Raw genomic sequence first — 21,112 nt, 5'->3', positions numbered from 1 at the left:
CGGAGCGTCCAGGAGTCTCAAAACAGCGTCCATCAGGCGAAAGGACGAGGGGAGGCCACCCTCGCCGACGTAGGGTTGGTCTTGGGAGGGCCCGCGGGACGGCCGTTCCCGGACAGCCGCCTCAAAGGAGGTCAAGTTCAGTGACCAGCCAGGTCAGCAGCCCAGCGGAGCAGGCCGACGAGTCCGTTCTGGGAGAACAGCGCAATTCGGCGGGAACGAAGAACGTCCGCCGGCTCGATCGGGTGATCATCAGGTTCGCGGGCGATTCCGGTGACGGAATGCAGCTCACCGGCGACCGCTTCACCTCCGAAACCGCGTCCTTCGGCAACGACCTCTCCACCCTGCCGAACTTCCCCGCCGAGATCCGCGCCCCCGCCGGCACCCTCCCGGGTGTGTCCAGCTTCCAGCTGCACTTCGCCGACCACGACATCCTCACCCCGGGTGACGCGCCCAATGTGCTCGTCGCCATGAACCCGGCCGCGCTGAAGGCGAACATCGGCGACGTACCGCGCGGCGCGGAGCTCATCGTCAACACGGACGAGTTCACCAAACGGGCGATGCAGAAGGTCGGCTACGCGACCAGTCCGCTGGAGGACGGCTCGCTCGACGGATACAGCGTCCATCCGGTGCCGCTGACCGCTCTCACCGTCGAGGCCCTCAAGGAATTCGACCTCACCCGTAAGGAGGCCGAGCGCAGCAAGAACATGTTCGCGCTCGGCCTTCTGTCATGGATGTACCACCGGCCGACCGAGGGCACCGAGAAGTTCCTGGCCACCAAGTTCGCCAAGAAGCCCGACATCGCGGCCGCCAACCTCGCCGCGTTCCGCGCGGGGTGGAACTTCGGGGAGACCACCGAGGACTTCGCGGTGAGCTACGAGGTCGCGCCGGCCTCGGCCGCCTTCCCCGTGGGCACGTACCGGAACATCTCCGGGAACCTGGCGCTGTCGTACGGGCTGATCGCGGCCTCGCGGCAGGCGGATCTGCCGCTCTACCTGGGCTCCTACCCGATCACTCCGGCCTCGGACATCCTGCACGAGCTGAGCCGGCACAAGAACTTCGGCGTACGGACCTTCCAGGCCGAGGACGAGATCGCGGGCATCGGGGCGGCGCTGGGGGCCGCGTTCGGGGGTTCCCTGGGCGTGACGACCACGAGCGGCCCCGGCGTGGCTCTCAAGTCGGAGGCCATCGGGCTCGCCGTCTCGCTCGAACTGCCGCTCCTCGTCATCGACATCCAGCGCGGCGGGCCGTCCACCGGGCTGCCGACCAAGACCGAGCAGGCGGATCTGCTCCAGGCGATGTACGGCAGGAACGGGGAGGCGCCGGTGCCGGTCGTCGCGCCGCGCACTCCGGCCGACTGCTTCGACGCGGCCATCGAGGCGGCCCGGATCGCGCTGACGTACCGCACGCCCGTGTTCCTGCTCTCCGACGGCTATCTGGCCAACGGTTCGGAACCCTGGCGCATCCCGGAGACCGACGAACTCCCCGACCTCACCGTGCAGTTCGCCCAGGGCCCCAACCACACCCTCGACGACGGCACCGAGGTCTTCTGGCCGTACAAGCGCGACCCGCAGACCCTGGCCCGCCCGTGGGCGATCCCGGGCACGCCGGGGCTCGAACACCGGATCGGCGGCATCGAGAAGCAGGACGGCACGGGCAACATCTCGTACGACCCGGCCAACCACGACTTCATGGTGCGGACCCGGCAGGCGAAGATCGACGGGATCGACGTACCGGACGTCGAGGTCGACGATCCGCACGAGGCGCGCACGCTCGTCCTCGGCTGGGGGTCGACGTACGGGCCGATCACGGCGGCGGTACGGCGGCTGCGGACGGCCGGGGAGTCCATCGCGCAGGCGCATCTGCGGCATCTGAACCCCTTCCCGCGGAATCTCGGCCCGGTGCTGAGGCGTTACGACAAGGTGGTGATCCCCGAGATGAACCTCGGGCAGCTCGCCATGCTGATCCGGGCGAAGTACCTGGTCGACGCCCACTCGTACAACCAGGTGAACGGCATGCCGTTCAAGGCGGAGCAGCTCGCCACGGCTCTCAAGGAGGCCATCGATGGCTGAGACGTCCACGGAAGGCACCCGGGCGGGCGGGATCGAGGCGCTTTCCCTGGTGCCGAAGGCCGAGGCCAAGCAGTCCATGAAGGACTTCAAGTCCGATCAGGAAGTGCGCTGGTGCCCCGGCTGCGGCGACTACGCGGTCCTGGCCGCCGTGCAGGGCTTCATGCCCGAGCTCGGGCTGGCCAAGGAGAACATCGTCTTCGTCTCGGGCATCGGCTGCTCGTCCCGCTTCCCGTACTACATGGACACGTACGGGATGCATTCCATCCACGGGCGGGCGCCGGCGATCGCGACCGGGCTCGCCACCTCGCGGCGCGATCTGTCGGTGTGGGTCGTCACGGGTGACGGCGACGCGCTGTCCATCGGCGGCAACCATCTGATCCACGCCCTGCGCCGCAATGTGAACCTCAAGATCCTGCTCTTCAACAACCGGATCTACGGCCTGACCAAGGGCCAGTACTCCCCCACCTCCGAAGTCGGGAAGATCACCAAGTCGACGCCCATGGGGTCGCTGGACGCTCCCTTCAATCCGGTGTCCCTTGCCATCGGGGCGGAGGCGTCCTTCGTCGCCCGGACCGTCGACTCCGACCGCAAGCATCTGACCGAGGTGCTCCGCCAGGCCGCCGCCCACCCGGGCACGGCGCTCGTGGAGATCTACCAGAACTGCAACATCTTCAACGACGGCGCCTTCGAGGTCCTCAAGGACCGGCAGCAGGCGGAGGAGGCCGTGATCCGGCTGGAGCACGGCCGGCCCATCCGGTTCGGCACGGACAGCGCGCGGGGGGTCGTACGGGACGACGTGACCGGCGACCTCGAGGTCGTCACCGTCACGCCCGAGAACGAGTCGCGGATCCTGGTCCACGACGCCCACGCGGCGTCCCCGACCACGGCCTTCGCGCTGTCCCGGCTCGCTGACCCCGACACCCTCCACCACACCCCGATCGGCGTGCTGCGGTCCGTCGAACGGCCCGTCTACGACACCCAGATGGCCGACCAACTGGACACCGCCATCGAGCAGTTCGGCAAGGGCGACCTGTCGGCGCTGCTGGCGGGCGGGGACACCTGGACGGTCGTCGGCTGACGTCCGTCCCGTCCGTGTCCGCGTCCGTCCCGTTCGTGTCCACGTCCACCGGCCCGGGTCTCGCCGTCAGGCCCGGGCCTCGTCGTACGTCCGGCGCGCTTCCTCCACCTCGGCCATGCGGTCCCTGGTCCAGGTCGACAGCGTGCGCACCTGCTCGGCGGCCTCGCGGCCGAGGTCGGTGAGCGAGTAGTCGACGCGGGGCGGGATCACGGGCTTGGCGTCGCGGTGGACGAGCCCGTCGCGCTCCAGGGTCTGCAACGTCTGGGTGAGCATCTTCTCGCTGACCCGCCCGATCGCACGGCGCAGCTCACTGAAGCGGTACGACCGCTCCGACAGCTCGATCAGGACCAGGACGCCCCAGCGGCTGGTGACGTGCTCCAGGACGAGGCGGGAGGGGCAGGTCCCCTCGCCGTCCAGGTCGTACTTGCCGGCCGGCGGTCCCACTCGCGCACTTCGCTCGCTTACTCCCATGCCAGTACCTTACTTCAAAGTGGGTACTTTCGAAGAGTTAGCGCACCCCCTAGGGTTAGCGGCACACCCGCCCCTTGGAGGAGTTTCATCATGAGCATCGTCGTCACCGGAGCGACCGGAAGCCTTGGCAGGTTCGTCGTCGAGGGGCTGCTGGAGAAGGTCCCGGCCGAGCAGATCACGGCCGTCGTACGCAGCGAGGAGAAGGCCGCCGGGTTCGCGGCGCGCGGCGTGAAGATCGCCGTCGCCGACTACAACACGCCCGAGACCTTCGACGGTGTCTTCGCCGCCGGTGACAAGGTGCTGCTGATATCCGGCAACGAGGTCGGCTCCGACCGTGTCGGCCAGCACAAGGTCGTCATCGAGGCCGCCAAGGCCGCCGGGGCCGCGCTCCTCGCGTACACCAGCGCGCCGGGCAGCCTGACGGCCGCGCTCGCGGACGACCACCGCGGCACCGAGGAGGCCCTGCTCGCCTCCGGTCTGACCTACGCCCTGCTCCGTAACGGCTGGTACAACGAGAACTACACCGAGCAGCTCGGCCCGGTGCTGGAGTACAACGCCGTCACCCACGGCGCCGGCGAGGGCCGCGTCTCCTCCGCCACCCGCGCCGACTACGCGGCCGCCGCGGTCGCCGTGCTGACCGGCGAGGGTCACGAGAACCAGACGTACGAGCTCGGCGGCGACGTCGCCTGGAGCTTCGCCGAGTACGCGGCCGAGCTGAGCCGGCAGACCGGCAAGGAGATCGCCGACAACCCGGTCCCCACTGACACCTACGTCGGCATCCTGACCGGCGCCGGGCTCCCCGAGGGGTTCGCCGCGATCCTCGCGGGCGTCGACGCGTCCGTCGAGAAGGGTGAGCTGGTCGTCTCCTCCGGCGACCTCTCCCGCCTCATCGGCCGCCCGACGACGCCGATCGCGGACTCGATCGCGGCGGCGCTCAAGGCGTAAGGGCCCCGCCGGCCAGGACCTGGGCCCGCACCTTCCGGGTCCGGCCCGGCCCGTTCACAGGCCCCGAACTCCCCCTCGGGGTGCCGACCCCCGGCTGTCATGACCGTATCTCGATACGGGTATGACAGCCGGGGGTGCCCGGCGTTACCTTCTTGAGGACTTTCGTGCCGGACAGAAGGAGGGGGCCGTGGCGGCGCAGCCGAGGGGCGAACACCGGATAGGGCTGCTGAACGGCTTCGCGGCGTACGGGATGTGGGGGCTCGTACCGCTCTTCTGGCCCTTGCTCAAGCCCTCCGGGGCGGTGGAGATACTCGCCCACCGCATGGTGTGGTCCCTCGCGGTCGTGGGCATCGCGCTGCTGGTGCTGCGCCGCTGGTCGTGGGCCGGCGAGCTGCTGCGGCAGCCGCGCAAGCTCGGCCTGATCACGGTCGCGGCGACGGTGATCACCGTCAACTGGGGCGTCTACATCTGGGCCGTGAACACCCACCAGGTCGTCGAGGCCTCCCTCGGGTACTTCATCAACCCCCTCGTCACCATCGCCATCGGTGTCCTGCTGCTGAAGGAACGGCTGCGGCCCGTGCAGTGGGCGGCGGTCGGCGTCGGCCTCGCGGCCGTCCTCGTCCTCACGATCGGCTACGGGCGACCGCCGTGGATCTCCCTGTGCCTCGCCTTCTCCTTCGCCACGTACGGGCTGGTGAAGAAGAAGCTCAACCTCGGCGGCGTGGAGTCGCTCGCCGCGGAGACCGCGGTCCAGTTCCTGCCCGCGCTGGCCTATCTGCTGTGGCTGGGGTCTGAGGGGGACGCCACCTTCGGCGCGGAGGGGACGGGGCATGCCCTGCTCCTCGCCGCGACCGGTCTGGTGACCGCGCTGCCGCTGGTCTGCTTCGGGGCGGCCGCGATCCGGGTGCCGCTGTCCACGCTGGGGCTGTTGCAGTACCTGGCGCCCGTGTTCCAGTTCCTGCTGGGCGTTCTGTACTTCGGTGAGGCCATGCCGCCCGAGCGGTGGGCGGGCTTCGCGCTGGTGTGGCTGGCGCTGTCCCTGCTGACGTGGGACGCGCTGCGGACGGCACGGGGGGCGCGGCGGCGGCTGGAGGAGCGCGAGGGGACGGCGGCGGTGGAGGGGTTGGAGGCGGTCGCTCAGCCCTCCGCCACTCGCACCCCCTGACCGAATAGCGCTCTTGACGGAGAGTCAGTCCCACCAGCACCATCCAGGCACCCCATTCACTGTGGACATGTCATGCACTGGCCAATAGCCGGCCATGAGGTCCCTATGGAATTCGGAGCCCCCACATGAAGCTCTCCGTTCCGCACCTGGCGTTCTCCGCCCGTAGACCCGGGCGGGCCGCCGTCACCGCCGTCGTCGCGGCGGCCGCGCTCCTGACGACCGGGTCGATGGCCGGGGCGGCACCCGCCCCGCTGGGCGCGGCCGCGCCGCCCGTGGAGGTGGCCGCCGCCCCCGACCTGCCGGTGGCGAACGTCAAGGCGCATCTCACGCAGTTCCAGTCCATAGCCACGGCGAACGGCGGCAACCGGGCGCACGGCCGCGCCGGGTACCTGGCCTCCGTCAACTACGTGAAGGGCAAGCTCGACGCGGCGGGCTTCACGACCACCGTGCAGTCCTTCACGTCCGGCGGCCGCACCGGGTACAACCTGATCGCGGACTGGCCCGGCGGCGACCCGAACCAGGTTGTCATGGCCGGATCACACCTGGACAGTGTCACCTCGGGCGCCGGCATCAACGACAACGGCACGGGTTCCGCCGCCGTGCTGGAGGCCGCGCTGGCCGTGTCCCGCGCGAACTACCAGCCCACGAAGCACCTCCGGTTCGGCTGGTGGGGTGCGGAGGAACTGGGCCTGGTCGGCTCGCGCTACTACGTCAACAGCCTGTCGACCGCGAACCGCGCCCGGATCAGCGGCTACCTCAACTTCGACATGATCGGCTCGCCGAACCCCGGGTATTTCGTCTACGACGACGACCCGACCATCGAACGGACCTTCAAGGACTACTTCATGGGCATCGGCGTGCCCACCGAGATCGAGACCGAGGGCGACGGCCGCTCCGACCACGCGCCGTTCAAGAGCGCGGGCATCCCCGTCGGCGGCCTCTTCACCGGCGCCAGCCGCGCCAAGACCGCCGCGCAGGTCACCAAGTGGGGCGGCACCTCCGGCCAGGCCTTCGACCGCTGTTACCACTCCTCCTGCGACACGACCTCCAACATCAACGACACGGCGCTCGACCGGAACGGGGACGCGCTGGCGTACGCGGTGTGGGAGTTGTCGGAGTAACCCGCTTGGGAGTAACCCGCGTCGGAGTGACCAGCTCAGGACGGGTCCTCGCGGGTCCGGGGTCGGTCAGCGGCGTGGGCCCGCGGCCGGTCCCGGGCCCTGGGGAACGCCGGGTGCCCGTGTGCGGGTGATCGCGGAGGCGGCGCGTTCCGCCGCGTGGGCGTGGGCGTGGGTGTGGGTGTGGGTGTGGGTGTGGGTGTGCACCGGCGTCGCGCTCGTCGAGCGGAGCCGGGACGCGACCGCCGTGGGCGTACGGGTGCCCCGCGCGGGGTCCGCGGTGCCTCCGGAGCGGAGGGCGCCCAGCCCGGCCAGGTGACGTTGCCGCTGCTCCGGGGTGAGCGATGCGAGGTCGACGCCTACGGCAGCCCGTACGGCCGCGGGGTGCGTCGGGATCGGGGCGGCGCCCTTCGCGGGGCCCCGGGAGGGGGCCGGTCCGGTGGAGCGGAGGGCTGCCGCGCGGGCGCTCCAGGGGGCGTGTTCGGGGGCGGGTTCGGGGGTGCGGTGTGCGGATCCGTCGGTCTGCCGTCGGGTCCCGGCGTTTGTCGGGCGCTCGGTGGTGCGCCGGCTCATGGTGCCGGCGCGCTCGTTGAAGGAGACCTCGGCTCGCGCGCGGGGGATGGGGGTGAGGGCGTGTGCGCCGCCGGGCCGGTTGCGGTCACTGGAATCACTGGCCATGGGCGTGGGGGCTTCCGGCGTAGGGGGCCGCGTCGAGGGCGCGGGCGCGTTCGGTGAGGCGGGCCATGCGGGTGCGGGCCTTGTCGAGTTGTTCCAGGTCGTCGGCGGCGGGGCCGGCGTCGGCCGCGAGTTCGGTCCAGACGGCGATCAGGTCCCGGCCCAGGTGCAGGCCCTGGAGCGGGTCGCGGACCGCGCGCCAGGCCGCCGCCGCGCTCTGGATGTTGCCGTACGCGGCACGCTGGTCGCGCAGGCGGTGGCGGAGGCCGGCCAGGTCGAGGGAGAGATGGAAGGACCGCAGCGCGTCACCGGCCAAGTAGGCGATGTAGGCGGTGAGTTCGCGCAGCCGCAGGACCTCGGGGTGTTGCGGGCCGAGGGCTGCCGTCGCCTGGCCGACCGTCTGCTCGGCCATCTCGGCGGCCTCCTGGATCCGGCCCACCTTCACCGCCTCGTTGATCCGCGACACGGACTCCGAGAACGGTGACGCCGGGCCGCCGTCCTCCTCCGCCGTGTCCAGCACCGCCTCGGCCACCGCGTCGAACTCCCGTACGGGAGCGGGCTTCGGGGCCGCGTCCTCCTCCATCACCTTCCACTCGGGGGCGGAGTAGGCGTCGGTGGCGGACTCCGCCGGAGGGGCGAGTGCGGGGGGTGCGGCCGCGGGGTCGGGAGTGGACGTGCGTTCGGGGGTGGGGGTGGGGGCGCTCGTGTGGATCTCGGCCGGGGCCGGTGCCGGGGGCCAGGGCTGGGGCTCCAGGGAGGCGGGGGACCGTGGGGGTGTGGGCTGGCTCGGTTGCCAGGTCTGTGAGGTCGCCGGCGCGGGCGGTTCGGAGTCCGGGGCCGGGCCGAACTCGCCGGTCGACGGTGTGACCGTACCGGTGGAGGGGGCCGCTTCCCGGGCGGGGGCGACGGGTGACGGGGACTCGGTGTCCGGGTCCACGGGGATGCCAGGCATGGTCAGGGGGAGGTTCGGCGTGCGGGGTGGCTGCGCCAGGGGCCGGTCCTTCGGCTCCGGCCGCGCCAGCGGGCCGTTCTCCGGCTCCGGCCGTGCCAGCGGGCCGTCCTTCGGCTCAGGCACCGCCCGCAGCACGAACGTCGACGGGGCGACGGGGGCTGCGGCGGGCTCAGCTTGTTCCTGGCCCTGGCCCTGGCCCTGGCCCTGGCCCTGGCCCTGGCCCTGGCCCTGGCCCTGGCCCTGGCCGTGGTCCAGGCCTTGGCCGTGGCTCTGGCCCTGGCCGTGGTCCAGGCCTTGGCCGTGGCTCTGGCCGTGGCCCTGCTTCTCTTTCGCCGCCGTCAGCGGCATCGTCCGGGGCTCTCGCTTCGGCGCCGGAGTCACCGCTGCCGTGGTGTCCGCCGGGGCCTGCTCCGGCTCCGGCGAGGTCGCCGCCTGCGCCGCCGACAACCGCATCGTGCTGGGCTCCCGCCTCGGCTGCTGGGGCTGGGAGTGCGGCTGCGGCTGGGGGTGCGGCTGCGGTGCTGACTGCCGCTCGGGCTGGGCCTGCGGCTGCGGCTGCGGCTGCGGTGCCGACTGCCGTTCGTCCTGGGCCTGCGACGGCTCCGGCCGTACCGGCGCCTGCCACTGCGGCTCCGGGCGTACCTGAGGCTCGGGCTGGGCCTGCGGCTGCGGTGCCGACTGCCGTTCGTCCTGGGCCTGCGACGGCTCCGGCCGTACCGGCGCCTGCCACTGCGGCTCCGGGCGTACCTGAGGCTGCCGCTCGGGCTGGGCCTGCGGCTCCGGACGCACCGGGGTCGGTGCCTGCCACTGGGGTTCCGGCCGTGCGGGCGCCTCCAGCCGTGGCTGCGGCTGCCGCTCGGGCTGTGGTGGCGCGTACGCCGACGGCTTCGCCGACGTACCCGACTGTCCCTGAGAACCCCCGAGTTCAGCTCCCGCCGCCGACTCCGGTACCCCGCGCAGCACATGGGTCGACTTGTCGCGGCGCGGCCTCGGCGGGGCGGCCGGCTCGGGCACAGGTGGCGATGCCGCCGCGTACCCCCTCGGCTCGCCCACCTGAACCGGCTCCCCGGCGTAGTGGCTGGAGCCGTCGACGTGGACCTGGAGGGGGACGACGTAGCCGATGCGTTCGTCGTGGACGGTGGCGAGGACGGGGTGGCCGGTGGCGAGGGCGAGGCGGTGGAGGTAGTCGAGGGCGGCGGCCTGGAGGGACTCCCCGGCGGCCGGGGGGACCGGCATGCCGCCGACGGTCGCGCCGCGCTCGGCGCAGACGCGTACGTCGATCGGGGTCGGAGCGGCCGGCGCGCGCCCGGCGCGCTTGAGTTCCCGCTTCTGTTCGCGGCTGAGTCGAGTCATCGTTCCCTCACTCGGGTCGGGCAGAAGGAGAAGCGGCGGATGTGGTGGAAGCGGCGGAGTCGGTCGTCGACGGGGTCGGCGCCGGCACCGCTGCCTCCACCGTACGCACGTCGTCCACCCGCCACGGCTCGCCCTTGCCCGAGCGAACCAGCTTCAGGTACACCGTGGCCTGCGGACCGGTCCCCGTCCAGCCGTCGCGACCGTACGCCGTGCCGTCGACGAAGAGGGCGCGGTACGCGTCCCGTGCCGAGTCGGGCGGGGCGTCGCCGTCGTCGTCGAACTCCACCTCGACCGTGGTCCAGGCCTTGTGCGCGGCCCAGGAGTTCCACTGTTCGCCCGCGCCGCTCGCGGGGTGGTACGAGCGCTCGGCCTTCGCCTTGGCGGTGGTGAACCAGCGCGCGGAGCGCAGTACGGCGTCGTGCGGGCCGGAGTCGTACTTCGTGTCGTAGCCGTACGCGACCTCCGCCCATGCCTCGGCGACGGCGGTAGCGTCCGTGTCGTCGACGCCGGTGGGGCTCGGCACACGCGCGTCGGCGCCGAGCGGCTTGCCGGAGGGGAGCGGCGCCTTGGGGGCGATCGACGGTTCGGCCGAGGCCGTGCCGCCGCCGCGCGCCGTGTCCCGGTGGTCCTCCAGGCCGCACGCGCCGAGGACCGCCATACCGGTCACGGCCGCGAGTACGACCGCGCCGACACGACCGGCCCGCCCGAGCCCGCCATACCTCGTGTCCACCGTCGTCCCCCTCCTCACCTCAGTGTCCTTCCTCGCCGATCGCGTCGTCCACGTCGTCCACGTCGTCACCGCAGCCCCAACCAGGGCGCCGGGTCCACGTACGCGTCGTTCCGCATGACCTCGAAGTGCAGGTGGGCGCCGGTCGAGTAGCCCGTGGAGCCCACCAGGCCGACCCGCTGGCCGACCTTCACCTTGTCGCCGGCCTTGACGCTGAGCCCGGCCAGCATGTGGTTGTAGGTCGTGGAGACCCGGTCGCCGTCGATGGTGCCGTGGGAGATGACGACGCGGTTGCCGTAGCCGTTGGTCCAGCCGGCGAAGGTGACCTCGCCGTCGCGGGCGGCGAGGACCGGCGTACCGGCGGCCACACCGAAGTCGGTGCCGGTGTGCAGTTTGCGGACGCCGAGGGTGGGGTGCATGCGCCAGCCGTACGGGGAGGTCACAGGCGGGTTGCCGGAGAGCGGCATCGCCATCTCCCTGCCGTCGGGGAGCTTGCCCGGCGGGTCGTCCACCGACTCGTACTTGGCGATGAGGGACTTGATACGGACGACGTAGTTCTGGGTCTCGGTGTACGGCGGGATGCCCCCGTACCGCTCCACGGCGCCGGGGCCCGCGTTGTACGCGGCGAGCGTCAGGTCGAGCGTCTCGCCGGTGGCCCGGCCCTGGTCCTTGTACCCCTGGACCTGCTTGGCGAGGGCACAGTCGTAACGGCCCTGGGCCATGATCGCGTCGCCGGGGTCGTACGGGGATATCCGCCCGTTGCCGTCGTCGTCCCGGCCCCAGCTCGTCCAGGTGCCGGGCATGAACTGGCTCAGCCCCTCGGCGCCGACCGGCGACTTGGCGTTCGGGTTCCAGCCCGACTCGGCCTCGATCTGCGCGGCGATCACGGCCGGCTTGATGACGTCGCACATGGCGCCCGCCTTGAGGACCCACGGCACGTACTCCGCCGGGACCTGGCCCGTCTTGAGCCCGCCGCCGACGCCCTGTTCCTCCGCGTCGGCCTCGCCTCCCCCGCTCACCGCGACCATCATCACCACGGGCATCATCACGGCCGCCACGCAGCCGCCGACGACCCAGGTCGTGACGGACCCTCCCCCGTTGGACATCTGCTCCCCTCAGCGTCGAAGTCCGTTCGTGTTCTTCGAAGTCCGCTCCCCCCAGGGCACGTTCTCGAAGTCCAGTCATGTTCCTGCCACTTGAGGCCGGTCCGACGAGTCTCTCCGCTCACCCCTGTTCCGCGCGTCACCAGCGCGTCACAGGCTCGTCGCAGGAACTCACGTCCCGATTCCCAAGCCGCCCGTACGCCGTGAAGATCGGGGGAGCACAGCTCCGGATGCGACGGGCGCGACATGACGGGCACGACGGGCTCAGGAAGACTGCTGTGATCAGCGGCGGAAACGGGGAGTGGTGGAGAGCGGTGATGTGGTGATGCAGCCAGGCGCAGGACAGGCGGCGGCCGGACCGGAGATCTGGGTGCGCGGGCCGGTGATAGAGCCGGAGGCACGACCGCAGGACCCCCCGCCCCAACCCGCCGCGAGCGCGCGGCGGTTCTCCTGGGTCGCCACGCACGGCGGCGCCGGGTCCACCACCCTCGCGGCGGTCTTCGGCGGTCATGACGCGGGCCGCAACTGGCCGCAGCCCGAACACGGCGAACCGGCGTCGGTGCTCCTGGTGGGGCGTACGCACTCCGCCGGGCTCGACGCGGTCTCGCACACCCTGGACATCTTCCGGCGGGGCGACTCGCCGCCGGGGCTCGATCTCGACGCGATCGTGCTGGTCGCGGACGCGCCCGGCCGGCTGCCGCGGCAGCTCGCGCAGCGCGTCAAGGTGATCGGTTCCGTCATCGACGTCTACCGCGTGCCCTGGGTGCCCGCCTGGCGCACCGGCGACCTCACCGGCCCGCCGCCGCGCGAGAGCGCGGCACTGGCCCGTCTCACCGGGAGGACCCCATGAGCGCCATCATGAGCGACACGCTGTACGCCGCGGCCACCGCCCTGGCCGGGCCCCCGGCGGTGGTCACCAATGAGCTCGACTACGTCCTGAACATCCTCGCCTGGCTGGTCACCGCGGCCGGTGTCTGCGGGCTGCTGCTCGTCGGCTCCCGGATGGCCATCTCCCTCAAGGCGGGGGAGGGCGACGAGCACCTCAGCCAGTTCGCGATCGTCCTGGGCGCCTGCGTCATCGGCGCGACGGCGGGGCCGATTGTGGGGTTCGTGCTGTAGGGACACCGTAAGAAACGCGGTGGGGAGCAGGCTGGGCAACACCGGGCGACGGCCCGCCGGTTCAACCGAACCGGCGGGCCGTCGTCGTACGCGCGGGTCACGCCACTGTCGTACACCGGTGCGACCCATTCCGCTTCCCCGCAGGTCCGGACGGTTCTGACGGCACGTCACTGTCCCGGACATGACGAGACGTTCCCGTCTGTCACGAGCACGTCACCGACAGGTGCTGGATCACTACATCCCTTGGCTACGGGTCACAGGAGTCGCCAAGCTCACAGAGCGACCGGGAACCCGAGCACGTCACGCCGGCCCCGAACGCACCCGATGACCCATCCGCTCGAACGAGTCGACGCCGGCCCCACCCACCGTGACGGGCCGGCCGAAACGACGGGGAGAAACCACATGCTGAACGCGATAGCCGCCAGGGCACAGCAGTCCATCTACCTGGCCGACGGTACGGTCCCCAACCCGAACCGGGACGCCCCCGCGGAACTCACCGGCAAGGTCGACACCGTGCTCGGCATCGTCGCCTGGGCCGGCACCGCCGCGGGCGTCGCGGGGGTGCTGATCACCGGCGCGATGATGGCGATCTCGATGCGCCGCGGCGAGGGCTCGGAGCACATGGGCCGGCTCGGCATGGTCCTCGGCGGCTGTGTCCTCGTCGCCACCGCCGGCCCGCTCGTGAACTTCGTCTTCTAGTCGTCCGAGCGAGTCGAAAGGGGGAGCGACGATGCTGAACTCCGGCCGGCCCCAAGGGGGCAGCGGGGAATGGGAACAGCCGTTCTGGCAACAGCGGGGCTGGGTCCTGTCGGCCGGGTTCCTGACGGTGCTGCTCGTCCTCGCGGTCCTCTTCGCGGTGACGGGCAACGGCGCCGAGGGGCCCGCCGGTTCGTCCGGCGACCCGAACCCGGCGCCGACCTCGTCCTCGGACTCGACCTCTGACTCCGGTGACGGTGACGGTGACGGTGACGGCGACGACAGGGGTTCGGACGCCCGGCCCGCCGGCTGCCGTACCGACGACAGCGACCAGGCCAAGCCCACCGAGGCGCCGCGCGACTTCCACTGGAAGGCCAACGGCACCGGCCTGGTGCCGGTCTCGAAGGCGGCCGGGCCGCTGAAGTACGACGGACCCGTCTGGTCCTGCTTCGCGCACACCCCGATGGGCGCCGTCCTGGCCGTCCACTCCATCACCGACCATCTCAGCTACGAGGGCTGGCGCAAGGTCGTGGACCGGCAGGTCGTGCCGGGCGCGGGCCGCGACGCGCTGATCGCGAGCCGCTCCCAGGAGGCCGACAAGTCCACCACGGGCTCGCCGGACGCCGGTGGCTACGCGGGCTTCACGGTGCTGTCGTACGACGAGACGCAGGCGACCGTGATGGTCCTGGTGCGCGGCATGGGCGACGGCGGCTTCGGCTCCGCCTCGGCGACCGTGCGCTGGCAGGACGGCGACTGGAAGCTCAACCCCGACCGGGACGGCACGGTCTACAGCGGTGTGTCGCAGGTCGGCGGAACCGACGGCTTCGTCACCTGGGAGGCATGAGATGGCCTGCTCCTGGAAGATCTACGACTGCCTCATCGAAGAGGGCGGAAAGCAGTTCACCGAGGGTGCCGTGGTCGTCTTCGCCAAGGCGATCGGTGACGGCGCGGCGGAGGTGCTCAAGGCGCTCAACGGCGTCTGGCTGGGCATCGACGTGGACGACCCCGCGGGAAACGTGGGCCATGCCCAGAGCCAGGCCGATCCGGGCAGCCCCATCGGCCTGATCACCGCCGAGGTCAACTGGATCGTCGCGTACGTGGCGGTGGCCTCGCTGCTGATCGCCGCGATCCGCATGGCCATGGACCGCAAGGGCCAGTCCATGAAACAGGCGTTCATGGGGATGTGGAAGGTCATCCTCGTCGGCGCCGCGTCCGTCCCCGTCGTCACGGCGCTCATGAAGGCGTCGGACGCGTACGCCAGGGACGTGTACGAGAGGTCCGATCTCGGCGACAAGGCCTCCGAGATGCTGGGCGTGCTGACGCTCAACCAGCCCGGACTGGTGCTGATCTTCGGTCTGCTGGTGATGCTGTCGAGCTTCGTGCAGATCGTGCTGATGTACATCCGCATCGGCGTCCTGATCACCCTGGTCGGCACGCTGCCGTTGGCCGCCGCCTCCTCGATGACCGGGTGGGGCGAGGGCTGGTGGAAGAAGCACATCGGCTGGCTCACGGCCTGGCTGCTGTACAAGCCGGCGGCGGCCCTGATCATCTACTCGGCCACCTCGATGACCCAGGACACCAAGGACCTGGACTCGGTCATCGCGGGCATGGGCATGCTGATCATGGCCGTGTTCGCCCTCCCGGCCCTCCTCAAACTGATCGTCCCCGCCACCGCCGCGCTCGGCGGCACCTCCGGCGGCACGGTCACCCTCAACGCCGTCAACAACGTGGCCTCCGGCGCGGTCAGCATCGCGGGCGGCGCCGGCGGCGGGGGTGGCGGCGGAGGCGGAGGCGGAGGCGGCGGAGGCCCCCAGGGCTCGCCCTCCTCCGGCGCGGGTTCCTCCGCGGGCGGCGCCGGAGCAGCCGCCGGCGGAGCGGGTGGCGCCGCCGGGACAGCCGCCGCGGGCGCGGCCACCGGAGGCGCGGCCCTCGCGGTCCAGGCCGCCGCCGTCGCCGTACAGACCGGCGTGGCAGCCGCCTCGGAGGTCACCAACTCCCTCGACGACAACGACGGGATGAAGGGCCACAACCAGTAGTAGGCCGACGGCGCCCCTGAAGGGCCGCAGGCCCCCTTCAGGGGCGCGGGGAACTGCGCGACAAGCCACGGAGGACCCGCACCCGCCGTCGGACAGAACCACCCGAGCTCGTAGGCACCCAGGCCCCAGGCCCCCAGCGACCTCAGCGATCTCAGCCGGAAGAAGGTCCCCATGTCCACCGACGCCCTGACGCGTCCCACCTACGGAAACTGGCGCAGACCCCGCCGACCCGGCCTGGGGCCACTGGGCCTCCTCGGCACAGTCGTCGCCTTCGGCGGACTCCTGGTCGCGCTCCTCGCCTCGCTGGTCTCGCTGCCGGCCGCGGTCCTCGTCCTCATCCCCCTCGGCCTCTTCCTCGCCCCGCTCGCGCTGCGCACGGTGGACGGCCGCAACATCTACCAGGTGGTCGCGGTGCGTATCGGTTGGCTCAGGCGCAAGGCGAACGGCTCGCACACGTACGTCTCCGGCCCGCTCTCCAAGCGTCCCGGCGGCCGCTACCACCCGCCGGGCCTGCTCGCCCGCACCAAGATGCACGAGGGCCGGGACGCCTACAACCGTGCCTTCGGGGTGATCCACCACCCCGGCCGCAACCTCTGCACGGTGGTCCTGGCCTGCGAGCCGGACGGCGGTTCGCTGGTCGATCCCGAGCAGGTCGACATCTGGGTGGCGTCCTGGGGCGACTGGCTCGCCCGGCTCTCGCACGAGCCGGGCCTGCGCGGCGCCCAGGTCGTCGTCGAGACCGCCCCGGACACCGGGACGCGGCTGGCCGCCGAGGTCCTGCCGCGGATCTCGCCGGACGCCCCGGCCGCCGCCCGCGCGGTCATGGAGGAGGTCGTCGCGCGCTACCCGTCCGCCTCCTCGGAGATGCACACGTACATCGCGCTGACGTACGGCCCCACCGGCGGCCCCAAGCGGAGCATCGAGGACGTCATCACCGACCTCTCGATGCGGCTGCCCGGCCTGCTGTCGGGTCTGGTCGCGGCCGGCGGCGGCTCCGCCTACCCGCTCTCCGCCGAGCGGCTCGCGGAGATCGTACGAGTGGCGTACGACCCGGCCGTCGGCCCCGATGTGCTGAGCACCCGGGCCGAGCACACCACGACCGGGCTGGAGTGGGCGGACGCGGGCCCGGCGGCGGCCGTCGAGTCGGTGCAGTCGTACAAGCATGACTCGGGTGTGTCGCGGACCTGGCTGCTGACGCTGGCGCCGCGCGGCACGGTCCGGTCGAGTGTGCTGCGGGGGCTGCTGGAGCCCGCCGCCGGGACGCGCCGCAAGCGGGTCTCGCTGATCTACCGTCCGATCGACCCGGCGACCTCCGCCCGGATCGTGGAGGCCGACCGGCGGACCGCGCACTTCATGGCGGGCTCCAAGCGGGGTCTGGTGCAGGCGCGGGCCAGTTCAGAGATGCACGCGGCCGAGCAGACGGCGGCCGAGGAGGCGGCGGGTGCCGGGCTCGTGGAGTTCTCGCTGATGGTGACGGTCACCGTGGACAGCGAGGAGCAGCTGCCGGACGCGGCGGTCACCGTCCGCAACCTCCAGGCGTCGTCCCGCATCCTGATGCGCCCCGCCGACCGCATGCAGGCCTCCGCGTTCACCTGCACGCTCCCCGTCGGCCTGCTGCCGTGGGAGCACACCCTCGTTCCGTACCAGATCCGGGAGGCGCTGTGAGCAAGCCCGCTACCCCTCGGCCCCGTACCGCACCGCCGCGTGGCTGGTTCGGCCCCGGCGGCGGCCAGGTCGCGCATGTCGACCCGCCCGCGCTGTGGCGGGCGACGACCGTCCAGGCGTGCGGCCTGTGGCCGTTCGCGGCGGGCTCCGGCGCGCCGATGACGGGGGTGCCGCTGGGCCAGCACCTCCAGACGGGCGCCACGGTCTGCGGCGACCCCATCTCCTGGTTCACCCGCGCGCGTTACATCTCCAACCCGTCCCTGTTCATGCTGGGCATGCCGGGCCTCGGCAAGTCGACGCTGGTCAACCGGATGCTCATCGGCATGGCCGCGACCGGGGTGACCCCGCTGGTCCTCGGCGACCTCAAGCCGGACTACGCGGACACCGTACGGGCCCTCGGCGGCCAGGTGATCTCCATCGGGCGCGGTGTCGGCGGCATCAACGTGCTCGACCCCGGCGCGATGGGCGAGGCGGCGGCCCGGATCGGCGGCGAGCGGGGCCGGATCCTGGCGGCGGAGGCGCACGGCCGGGTCCTGAACATGGTCGCGGCGCTCATCACGATCGTCCGGGGCCGCCCGATGGACGACCACGAGCAGTCGGTGCTCTCCGCCTGCCTGCACCACCTGGCGGAGCGCGCGAAGCCGGGGCGGGCGCCCCTGCTGCCCGACCTGCTGAAGGTGCTGGACGAGGGCCCCGACCGGGTCCGCGCGGTGACCCTGGACCGGGGCGACGAGGCCCGCTACCAGGAGGCGGTCGACCCCCTCCACCGCTCGTTGCTGGGCGTCCTCGACGGCCCGCTCGGCGACACCTTCGCCTCCGAGACGTCCACCCGTATCGACGCCGCCGCGCCCGCCGTCTGCGTCGACATCTCCCGCATCGGCGAGGCCGACACCCAGCTCACGGCCGCGGCGATGCTGGCGGCCTGGTCGGACGGCCTCGGCACGGTCGCCGCCGCGCACGCCCTCGCGGACGCCGGGCTGGCCCCCCAGCGCTGGTTCTTCACCGTCCTCGACGAACTGTGGCGCCCCCTGCGGGCCGCCTCCGGCATCGTCGAACGCATCGACGCCCTCACCCGCCTCAACCGCTCCCTCGGCCTGGGCGACGCGAAGATCACACACACCCTGAAGGACGCGGAGGCGCTGGGCAGCGAGGCCGACCGCGCGAAGGCGCGCGGCTTCGTGGAGCGGGCGGGCATGGTGGTGTGCGCCGGCCTGCCCCGTGCGGAGATGAGGGATCTCGGCGAGATCGTCGGCCTCTCCGAGCGCGAGATCGACCTCGTGTCGTCCTGGTCCTCACCGCCGGGCTGGGCCAGCACGGGCGGCAACGAGGAGCCGCCGGGCCGTGGCCGCTTCCTCATCAAGGTGGGCGGCCGACCCGGCATCCCGATCAAGGTCTCCATCACCGACAAGGAGCGCGAACTCCACAACACGAACACGAGATGGACGCCGAAACCGGTGCTTTCCAAGGCTGCGGGGCGCCTATGAGGGCGGGGGTGCGGTGCGTCGGCGGCTGCGGGTGGGTGGGGGCTGGTCGCGCAGTTCCCCGCGCCCCTGAAAAGCAGGGGCTGCGCCCCATGCTTTTCGCCCTTCAGGGGCGCGGGGAACTGCGCGAGCAACCCCCACCGGACCCGCACCCGAAAACGCACCCAAGGGGGGGGCGAAGGGGGCGCAGCCACTGGGAAGGGACGGGTAGGGGCGGCGGGGGCGAAGAAGAAATCGCACATCAACAAACCGACGGGGGAACCGAAATGCCCACACGCAAGCAACAACACACCACCACCGACGACCTCCTCCCCTGGCTCGTCCCCGGCGCCGCCCTCCTCATAGGCACCCTCTTCTTCGGCGCCTGGCTGGGCGGCACCCTGGGCGCGGCCCTCGGCGGAGCCGGCTGGCACCCACCCCCCTTCGCCCTGGAAACGATGTCGACCCTCGCGCAGAAGGGCCCCGCCCCCCTGTGGCCGACGGCGTCAACCGGCGCGATCACCGCAGGCATGGCCACCGTGTTCGGCGGAACAGTCGCCCTCCTCGTCACCCTGGCCGTACTGATCCGCCGCCGGGGCCGGAGGCCCACCGGTCTCGCCGGCCGCCGCGAACTCTCGACCCTCCTCCCGAAAGGCGCCACCACCAGGGCCCGCGAACTCCGCCCGTCCCTCCCGAGGTCAGGCCGCCTGGCCCCGGACGACACCGGCAACCTCCTCGGCGACCTGGAACCCGGCGGCCCCGAACTCCGCAGCAGCTACGAGGACGTCGAGCTGGACCTGATGGCACCACGGGCGGGCAAGTCCACCGGCATAGCGGTCCCACGCGTACTCCGCGCCCGCGGCAGCGTCCTGCTGACCTCGAACAAGGCGGACGTGTACAGCGTGACCCGAGCGGAGCGCGCACGCGTCGGCACCGTATGGACGTTCGACCCGCAGGGCATCGCCCACACCCCGCGCGCCCTGTGGTGGGACATGCTCGCCGACGCCGCCACGATCGAGGGCGCCCGCCGCCTGGCCGGCCACTTCGTGGGCGCGGTCAACGACGACGCCACCAAGCGGGACTTCTGGATCTCGGCGGCCCAGAACACCCTCACGGCCCTCTTCCACGCGGCGAACCGGGGCGAGCGGCAGGTGGACGAGGTGCTGTCCTGGCTGGCGGACCCGGCCGACCGTACGCCGGTCGACCTGCTGCGCGACGCCGGCATGTCGGCCCTCGCCGACCAGCTCCAGGGCACCGTCCAGGGCGCGGTGGAGACACGGGACGGCATCTACGAGACGGCCCGCCAGTGCGTGGCGTGTCTGCTCGACCCGGCGATCTCGGCCTGGGTGAGCCCGGACCCGGACCTGCCGCAGTTCCTGCCGGAGCGGCACGTCCTCTCCCCCGACACGCTCTACCTCCTCTCCAAGGACGGCGGCGGCTCGGCGGCCGGTGTCATCGCCGCGTGCGCGGACTCCGTACTGCGCGCGGGAGTCGGGGCGGCGGAACGGATGGGTGGCCGCCTCGACCCGCCGATGACGGCGGTACTGGACGAGGCAGCGAACGTCTGCCGTATCTCCGACCTCCCCGACCTGTACTCCCACTTCGGCTCGCGGGGCATCAACGTCGTGACCCTGCTGCAGAGTTACCGCCAGGGCACGCGGGTGTGGGGCGAAGCCGGGATGGACGCGCTGTGGGGCGCGGCCACGATCAAGCTGCTGGGCGCGGGCCTGGACGACGCGGACTTCGTGGAGAAGGTCTCGCGGCTGGTCGGCGAGCACGACGTGTCGACGGTGAGCTACTCCCGTAGCAAGGACGGCCGCTCCCGCTCCACCTCGTACCGCCTCGAACGCATCCTCCCCGCCGACCGCATCCGCGCCCTCCCCAAGGGCACGGCCCTCCTCCTCGCCACCGGCATCAGGCCCGCGCTCGTCCGTCTGCGCCCCTGGTACGCCGAACCCGGCGCCGACCGCATCGCACTGGCCGCCCGTGCCGAGGTCAAGGCCATCACGGCACGGGCGGCGGAAGGGATCGTCCGATGACCACCGCCGTCGACCAGCCCGGCTTCGAACAGCAGAGCCTCGAACAGCAAGACCTCGAACAGCCGCTTCCCGCCGCCCCGCCGTTCATCCTCTACCTCGACGGCCACGAGTACGCCGAGGAGATGCGCGGGCTGGCCCTCTGGGTCGGCGACCTGCTCCTCCCGGTCTACGGCCGCGAGGCCACCTCCCAGCAGCCCTGGTGTCCGCGCTGGTGGGAGCACCTGGAGGCGGTGGCCCGGCTGCACGCCCTGTGGCTCGCCTGGCAGGAACTCACCGACCCCACGGCGGGCGCCTCCGGCCCGGCCGTCTGGCACCGCGACCACCTCGGCCCCGTACTCGCCGAACTCCGCTCCCCGAACGGCCCGTTCGCGGGCTGCAAGGCGGGCGCCCACCGCGCGAAGCAGCCGCCGGTCGTCGAGCCGTACGGGACGAACCCTTGAC

Annotated in this window: 19 protein-coding genes; 14 read left to right on the top strand and 5 right to left on the bottom strand. The window is 72.1% G+C overall.

The window, feature by feature from the left end; genetic code table 11:
• Positions 1–140 precede the first annotated feature (140 nt).
• Both I8N67_RS01330 and I8N67_RS01325 read left to right on the top strand, forming a co-directional pair.
• Positions 141–2,069 carry a 2-oxoacid:acceptor oxidoreductase subunit alpha gene (locus I8N67_RS01330; RefSeq protein WP_200300678.1) on the top strand — a complete coding sequence of 643 codons (1,929 nt, stop codon included), beginning with the start codon at positions 141–143 and terminating at the stop codon, positions 2,067–2,069.
• Positions 2,062–3,147: a 2-oxoacid:ferredoxin oxidoreductase subunit beta gene (locus I8N67_RS01325; RefSeq protein WP_200300677.1), complete on the top strand. Its 1,086-nt coding sequence runs from the start codon at positions 2,062–2,064 to the stop codon at positions 3,145–3,147. Before I8N67_RS01330 ends, I8N67_RS01325 begins: the two co-directional genes overlap by 8 nt.
• A gap of 66 nt (positions 3,148–3,213) precedes the next feature.
• Here the strand turns inward: I8N67_RS01325 and I8N67_RS01320 are convergent, their stop codons facing one another.
• Positions 3,214–3,618, bottom strand: coding sequence for a winged helix-turn-helix transcriptional regulator (locus I8N67_RS01320; RefSeq protein ID WP_200300676.1), 405 nt, complete (start codon positions 3,616–3,618; stop codon positions 3,214–3,216).
• A gap of 90 nt (positions 3,619–3,708) precedes the next feature.
• On the opposite strand from I8N67_RS01320, the gene I8N67_RS01315 reads away from it, so the two are divergent.
• The 3 genes from I8N67_RS01315 (at position 3,709) to I8N67_RS01305 (ending at position 6,849) form a co-directional block, all read left to right on the top strand.
• Positions 3,709–4,563: an NAD(P)H-binding protein gene (locus I8N67_RS01315; protein WP_200300675.1), complete on the top strand. Its 855-nt coding sequence runs from the start codon at positions 3,709–3,711 to the stop codon at positions 4,561–4,563.
• A gap of 187 nt (positions 4,564–4,750) precedes the next feature.
• The gene (gene rarD / locus I8N67_RS01310) at positions 4,751–5,728 is read left to right on the top strand and encodes an EamA family transporter RarD (RefSeq protein ID WP_307835117.1); all 978 of its coding nucleotides are present in this window, start codon (positions 4,751–4,753) and stop codon (positions 5,726–5,728) included.
• Positions 5,729–5,853: 125 nt separating this feature from the next.
• Positions 5,854–6,849, top strand: coding sequence for a M28 family metallopeptidase (locus I8N67_RS01305; RefSeq protein ID WP_200300674.1), 996 nt, complete (start codon positions 5,854–5,856; stop codon positions 6,847–6,849).
• A gap of 66 nt (positions 6,850–6,915) precedes the next feature.
• Here I8N67_RS01305 and I8N67_RS01300 read toward each other — a convergent pair whose 3' ends face one another.
• The 4 genes from I8N67_RS01300 to I8N67_RS01285 all read right to left on the bottom strand — a co-directional run bounded on the left by I8N67_RS01300 (position 6,916) and on the right by I8N67_RS01285 (position 11,659).
• Positions 6,916–7,524, bottom strand: coding sequence for a hypothetical protein (locus I8N67_RS01300; protein ID WP_200300673.1), 609 nt, complete (start codon positions 7,522–7,524; stop codon positions 6,916–6,918).
• A complete protein-coding gene (locus I8N67_RS01295; protein WP_200300672.1) occupies positions 7,514–9,826 on the bottom strand; it encodes a hypothetical protein in 2,313 nt (770 codons plus the stop codon). Before I8N67_RS01295 ends, I8N67_RS01300 begins: the two co-directional genes overlap by 11 nt.
• A 7-nt stretch (positions 9,827–9,833) precedes the next feature.
• Entirely contained in the window at positions 9,834–10,556 is a 723-nt protein-coding gene (locus tag I8N67_RS01290) for a hypothetical protein (RefSeq protein WP_234044743.1), read from the bottom strand.
• Between the two features lie 65 nt (positions 10,557–10,621).
• A complete protein-coding gene (locus I8N67_RS01285) occupies positions 10,622–11,659 on the bottom strand; it encodes a peptidoglycan DD-metalloendopeptidase family protein (RefSeq protein ID WP_200300671.1) in 1,038 nt (345 codons plus the stop codon).
• A gap of 322 nt (positions 11,660–11,981) precedes the next feature.
• Between I8N67_RS01285 and I8N67_RS01280 the strand changes: the two genes are divergently transcribed.
• From I8N67_RS01280 to I8N67_RS01240, 9 genes are all read left to right on the top strand, one after another.
• Positions 11,982–12,506, top strand: a complete 525-nt coding sequence (locus tag I8N67_RS01280; RefSeq protein ID WP_200300670.1) for a DUF6668 family protein — start codon at positions 11,982–11,984, stop codon at positions 12,504–12,506.
• Entirely contained in the window at positions 12,503–12,775 is a 273-nt protein-coding gene (locus tag I8N67_RS01275; protein WP_307835116.1) for a hypothetical protein, read from the top strand. The genes I8N67_RS01280 and I8N67_RS01275 overlap by 4 nt, the downstream gene beginning before the upstream one ends.
• Before the next feature lie 402 nt (positions 12,776–13,177).
• Positions 13,178–13,474: a hypothetical protein gene (locus tag I8N67_RS01270; protein WP_200300669.1), complete on the top strand. Its 297-nt coding sequence runs from the start codon at positions 13,178–13,180 to the stop codon at positions 13,472–13,474.
• A 31-nt stretch (positions 13,475–13,505) separates the two neighbouring features.
• Positions 13,506–14,315 (top strand): DUF8175 domain-containg protein, encoded by an 810-nt coding sequence (locus I8N67_RS01265; protein ID WP_200300668.1) that lies wholly within the window; start codon positions 13,506–13,508, stop codon positions 14,313–14,315.
• 1 nt (position 14,316) lies between these two features.
• Positions 14,317–15,507, top strand: a complete 1,191-nt coding sequence (locus I8N67_RS01260; protein ID WP_200300667.1) for a TrbL/VirB6 family protein — start codon at positions 14,317–14,319, stop codon at positions 15,505–15,507.
• Between the two features lie 171 nt (positions 15,508–15,678).
• The gene (locus tag I8N67_RS01255; RefSeq protein ID WP_200300666.1) at positions 15,679–17,172 is read left to right on the top strand and encodes an SCO6880 family protein; all 1,494 of its coding nucleotides are present in this window, start codon (positions 15,679–15,681) and stop codon (positions 17,170–17,172) included.
• Positions 17,169–18,656, top strand: coding sequence for a putative type IV secretion/conjugal transfer ATPase (locus I8N67_RS01250; RefSeq protein ID WP_307835115.1), 1,488 nt, complete (start codon positions 17,169–17,171; stop codon positions 18,654–18,656). Before I8N67_RS01255 ends, I8N67_RS01250 begins: the two co-directional genes overlap by 4 nt.
• Before the next feature lie 263 nt (positions 18,657–18,919).
• The gene (locus tag I8N67_RS01245) at positions 18,920–20,671 is read left to right on the top strand and encodes a TraM recognition domain-containing protein (RefSeq protein WP_200300665.1); all 1,752 of its coding nucleotides are present in this window, start codon (positions 18,920–18,922) and stop codon (positions 20,669–20,671) included.
• A 122-nt stretch (positions 20,672–20,793) separates the two neighbouring features.
• The gene (locus tag I8N67_RS01240) at positions 20,794–21,111 is read left to right on the top strand and encodes a DUF4913 domain-containing protein (RefSeq protein ID WP_234044800.1); all 318 of its coding nucleotides are present in this window, start codon (positions 20,794–20,796) and stop codon (positions 21,109–21,111) included.
• Position 21,112 lies beyond the last annotated feature (1 nt).

Source organism: Streptomyces adelaidensis (assembly GCF_016598475.1).
GTDB lineage: Bacteria > Actinomycetota > Actinomycetes > Streptomycetales > Streptomycetaceae > Streptomyces > Streptomyces adelaidensis.
This window is presented reverse-complemented; position numbering and strand designations above follow the sequence as displayed.

What these genes read in the sequence shown, in the direction of transcription:
- I8N67_RS01325 (WP_200300677.1), top strand. Translation starts at nt 2,062, where the DNA reads ATGGCTGAGACGTCCACGGAAGGCACCCGGGCGGGCGGGATCGAGGCG.
- I8N67_RS01320 (WP_200300676.1), bottom strand. Translation starts at nt 3,618, where the DNA reads ATGGGAGTAAGCGAGCGAAGTGCGCGAGTGGGACCGCCGGCCGGCAAG.
- I8N67_RS01315 (WP_200300675.1), top strand. Translation starts at nt 3,709, where the DNA reads ATGAGCATCGTCGTCACCGGAGCGACCGGAAGCCTTGGCAGGTTCGTC.
- I8N67_RS01305 (WP_200300674.1), top strand. Translation starts at nt 5,854, where the DNA reads ATGAAGCTCTCCGTTCCGCACCTGGCGTTCTCCGCCCGTAGACCCGGG.
- I8N67_RS01300 (WP_200300673.1), bottom strand. Translation starts at nt 7,524, where the DNA reads ATGGCCAGTGATTCCAGTGACCGCAACCGGCCCGGCGGCGCACACGCC.
- I8N67_RS01295 (WP_200300672.1), bottom strand. Translation starts at nt 9,826, where the DNA reads ATGACTCGACTCAGCCGCGAACAGAAGCGGGAACTCAAGCGCGCCGGG.
- I8N67_RS01285 (WP_200300671.1), bottom strand. Translation starts at nt 11,659, where the DNA reads ATGTCCAACGGGGGAGGGTCCGTCACGACCTGGGTCGTCGGCGGCTGC.
- I8N67_RS01280 (WP_200300670.1), top strand. Translation starts at nt 11,982, where the DNA reads ATGCAGCCAGGCGCAGGACAGGCGGCGGCCGGACCGGAGATCTGGGTG.
- I8N67_RS01275 (WP_307835116.1), top strand. Translation starts at nt 12,503, where the DNA reads ATGAGCGCCATCATGAGCGACACGCTGTACGCCGCGGCCACCGCCCTG.
- I8N67_RS01270 (WP_200300669.1), top strand. Translation starts at nt 13,178, where the DNA reads ATGCTGAACGCGATAGCCGCCAGGGCACAGCAGTCCATCTACCTGGCC.
- I8N67_RS01265 (WP_200300668.1), top strand. Translation starts at nt 13,506, where the DNA reads ATGCTGAACTCCGGCCGGCCCCAAGGGGGCAGCGGGGAATGGGAACAG.
- I8N67_RS01260 (WP_200300667.1), top strand. Translation starts at nt 14,317, where the DNA reads ATGGCCTGCTCCTGGAAGATCTACGACTGCCTCATCGAAGAGGGCGGA.
- I8N67_RS01255 (WP_200300666.1), top strand. Translation starts at nt 15,679, where the DNA reads ATGTCCACCGACGCCCTGACGCGTCCCACCTACGGAAACTGGCGCAGA.
- I8N67_RS01245 (WP_200300665.1), top strand. Translation starts at nt 18,920, where the DNA reads ATGCCCACACGCAAGCAACAACACACCACCACCGACGACCTCCTCCCC.
- I8N67_RS01240 (WP_234044800.1), top strand. Translation starts at nt 20,794, where the DNA reads ATGCGCGGGCTGGCCCTCTGGGTCGGCGACCTGCTCCTCCCGGTCTAC.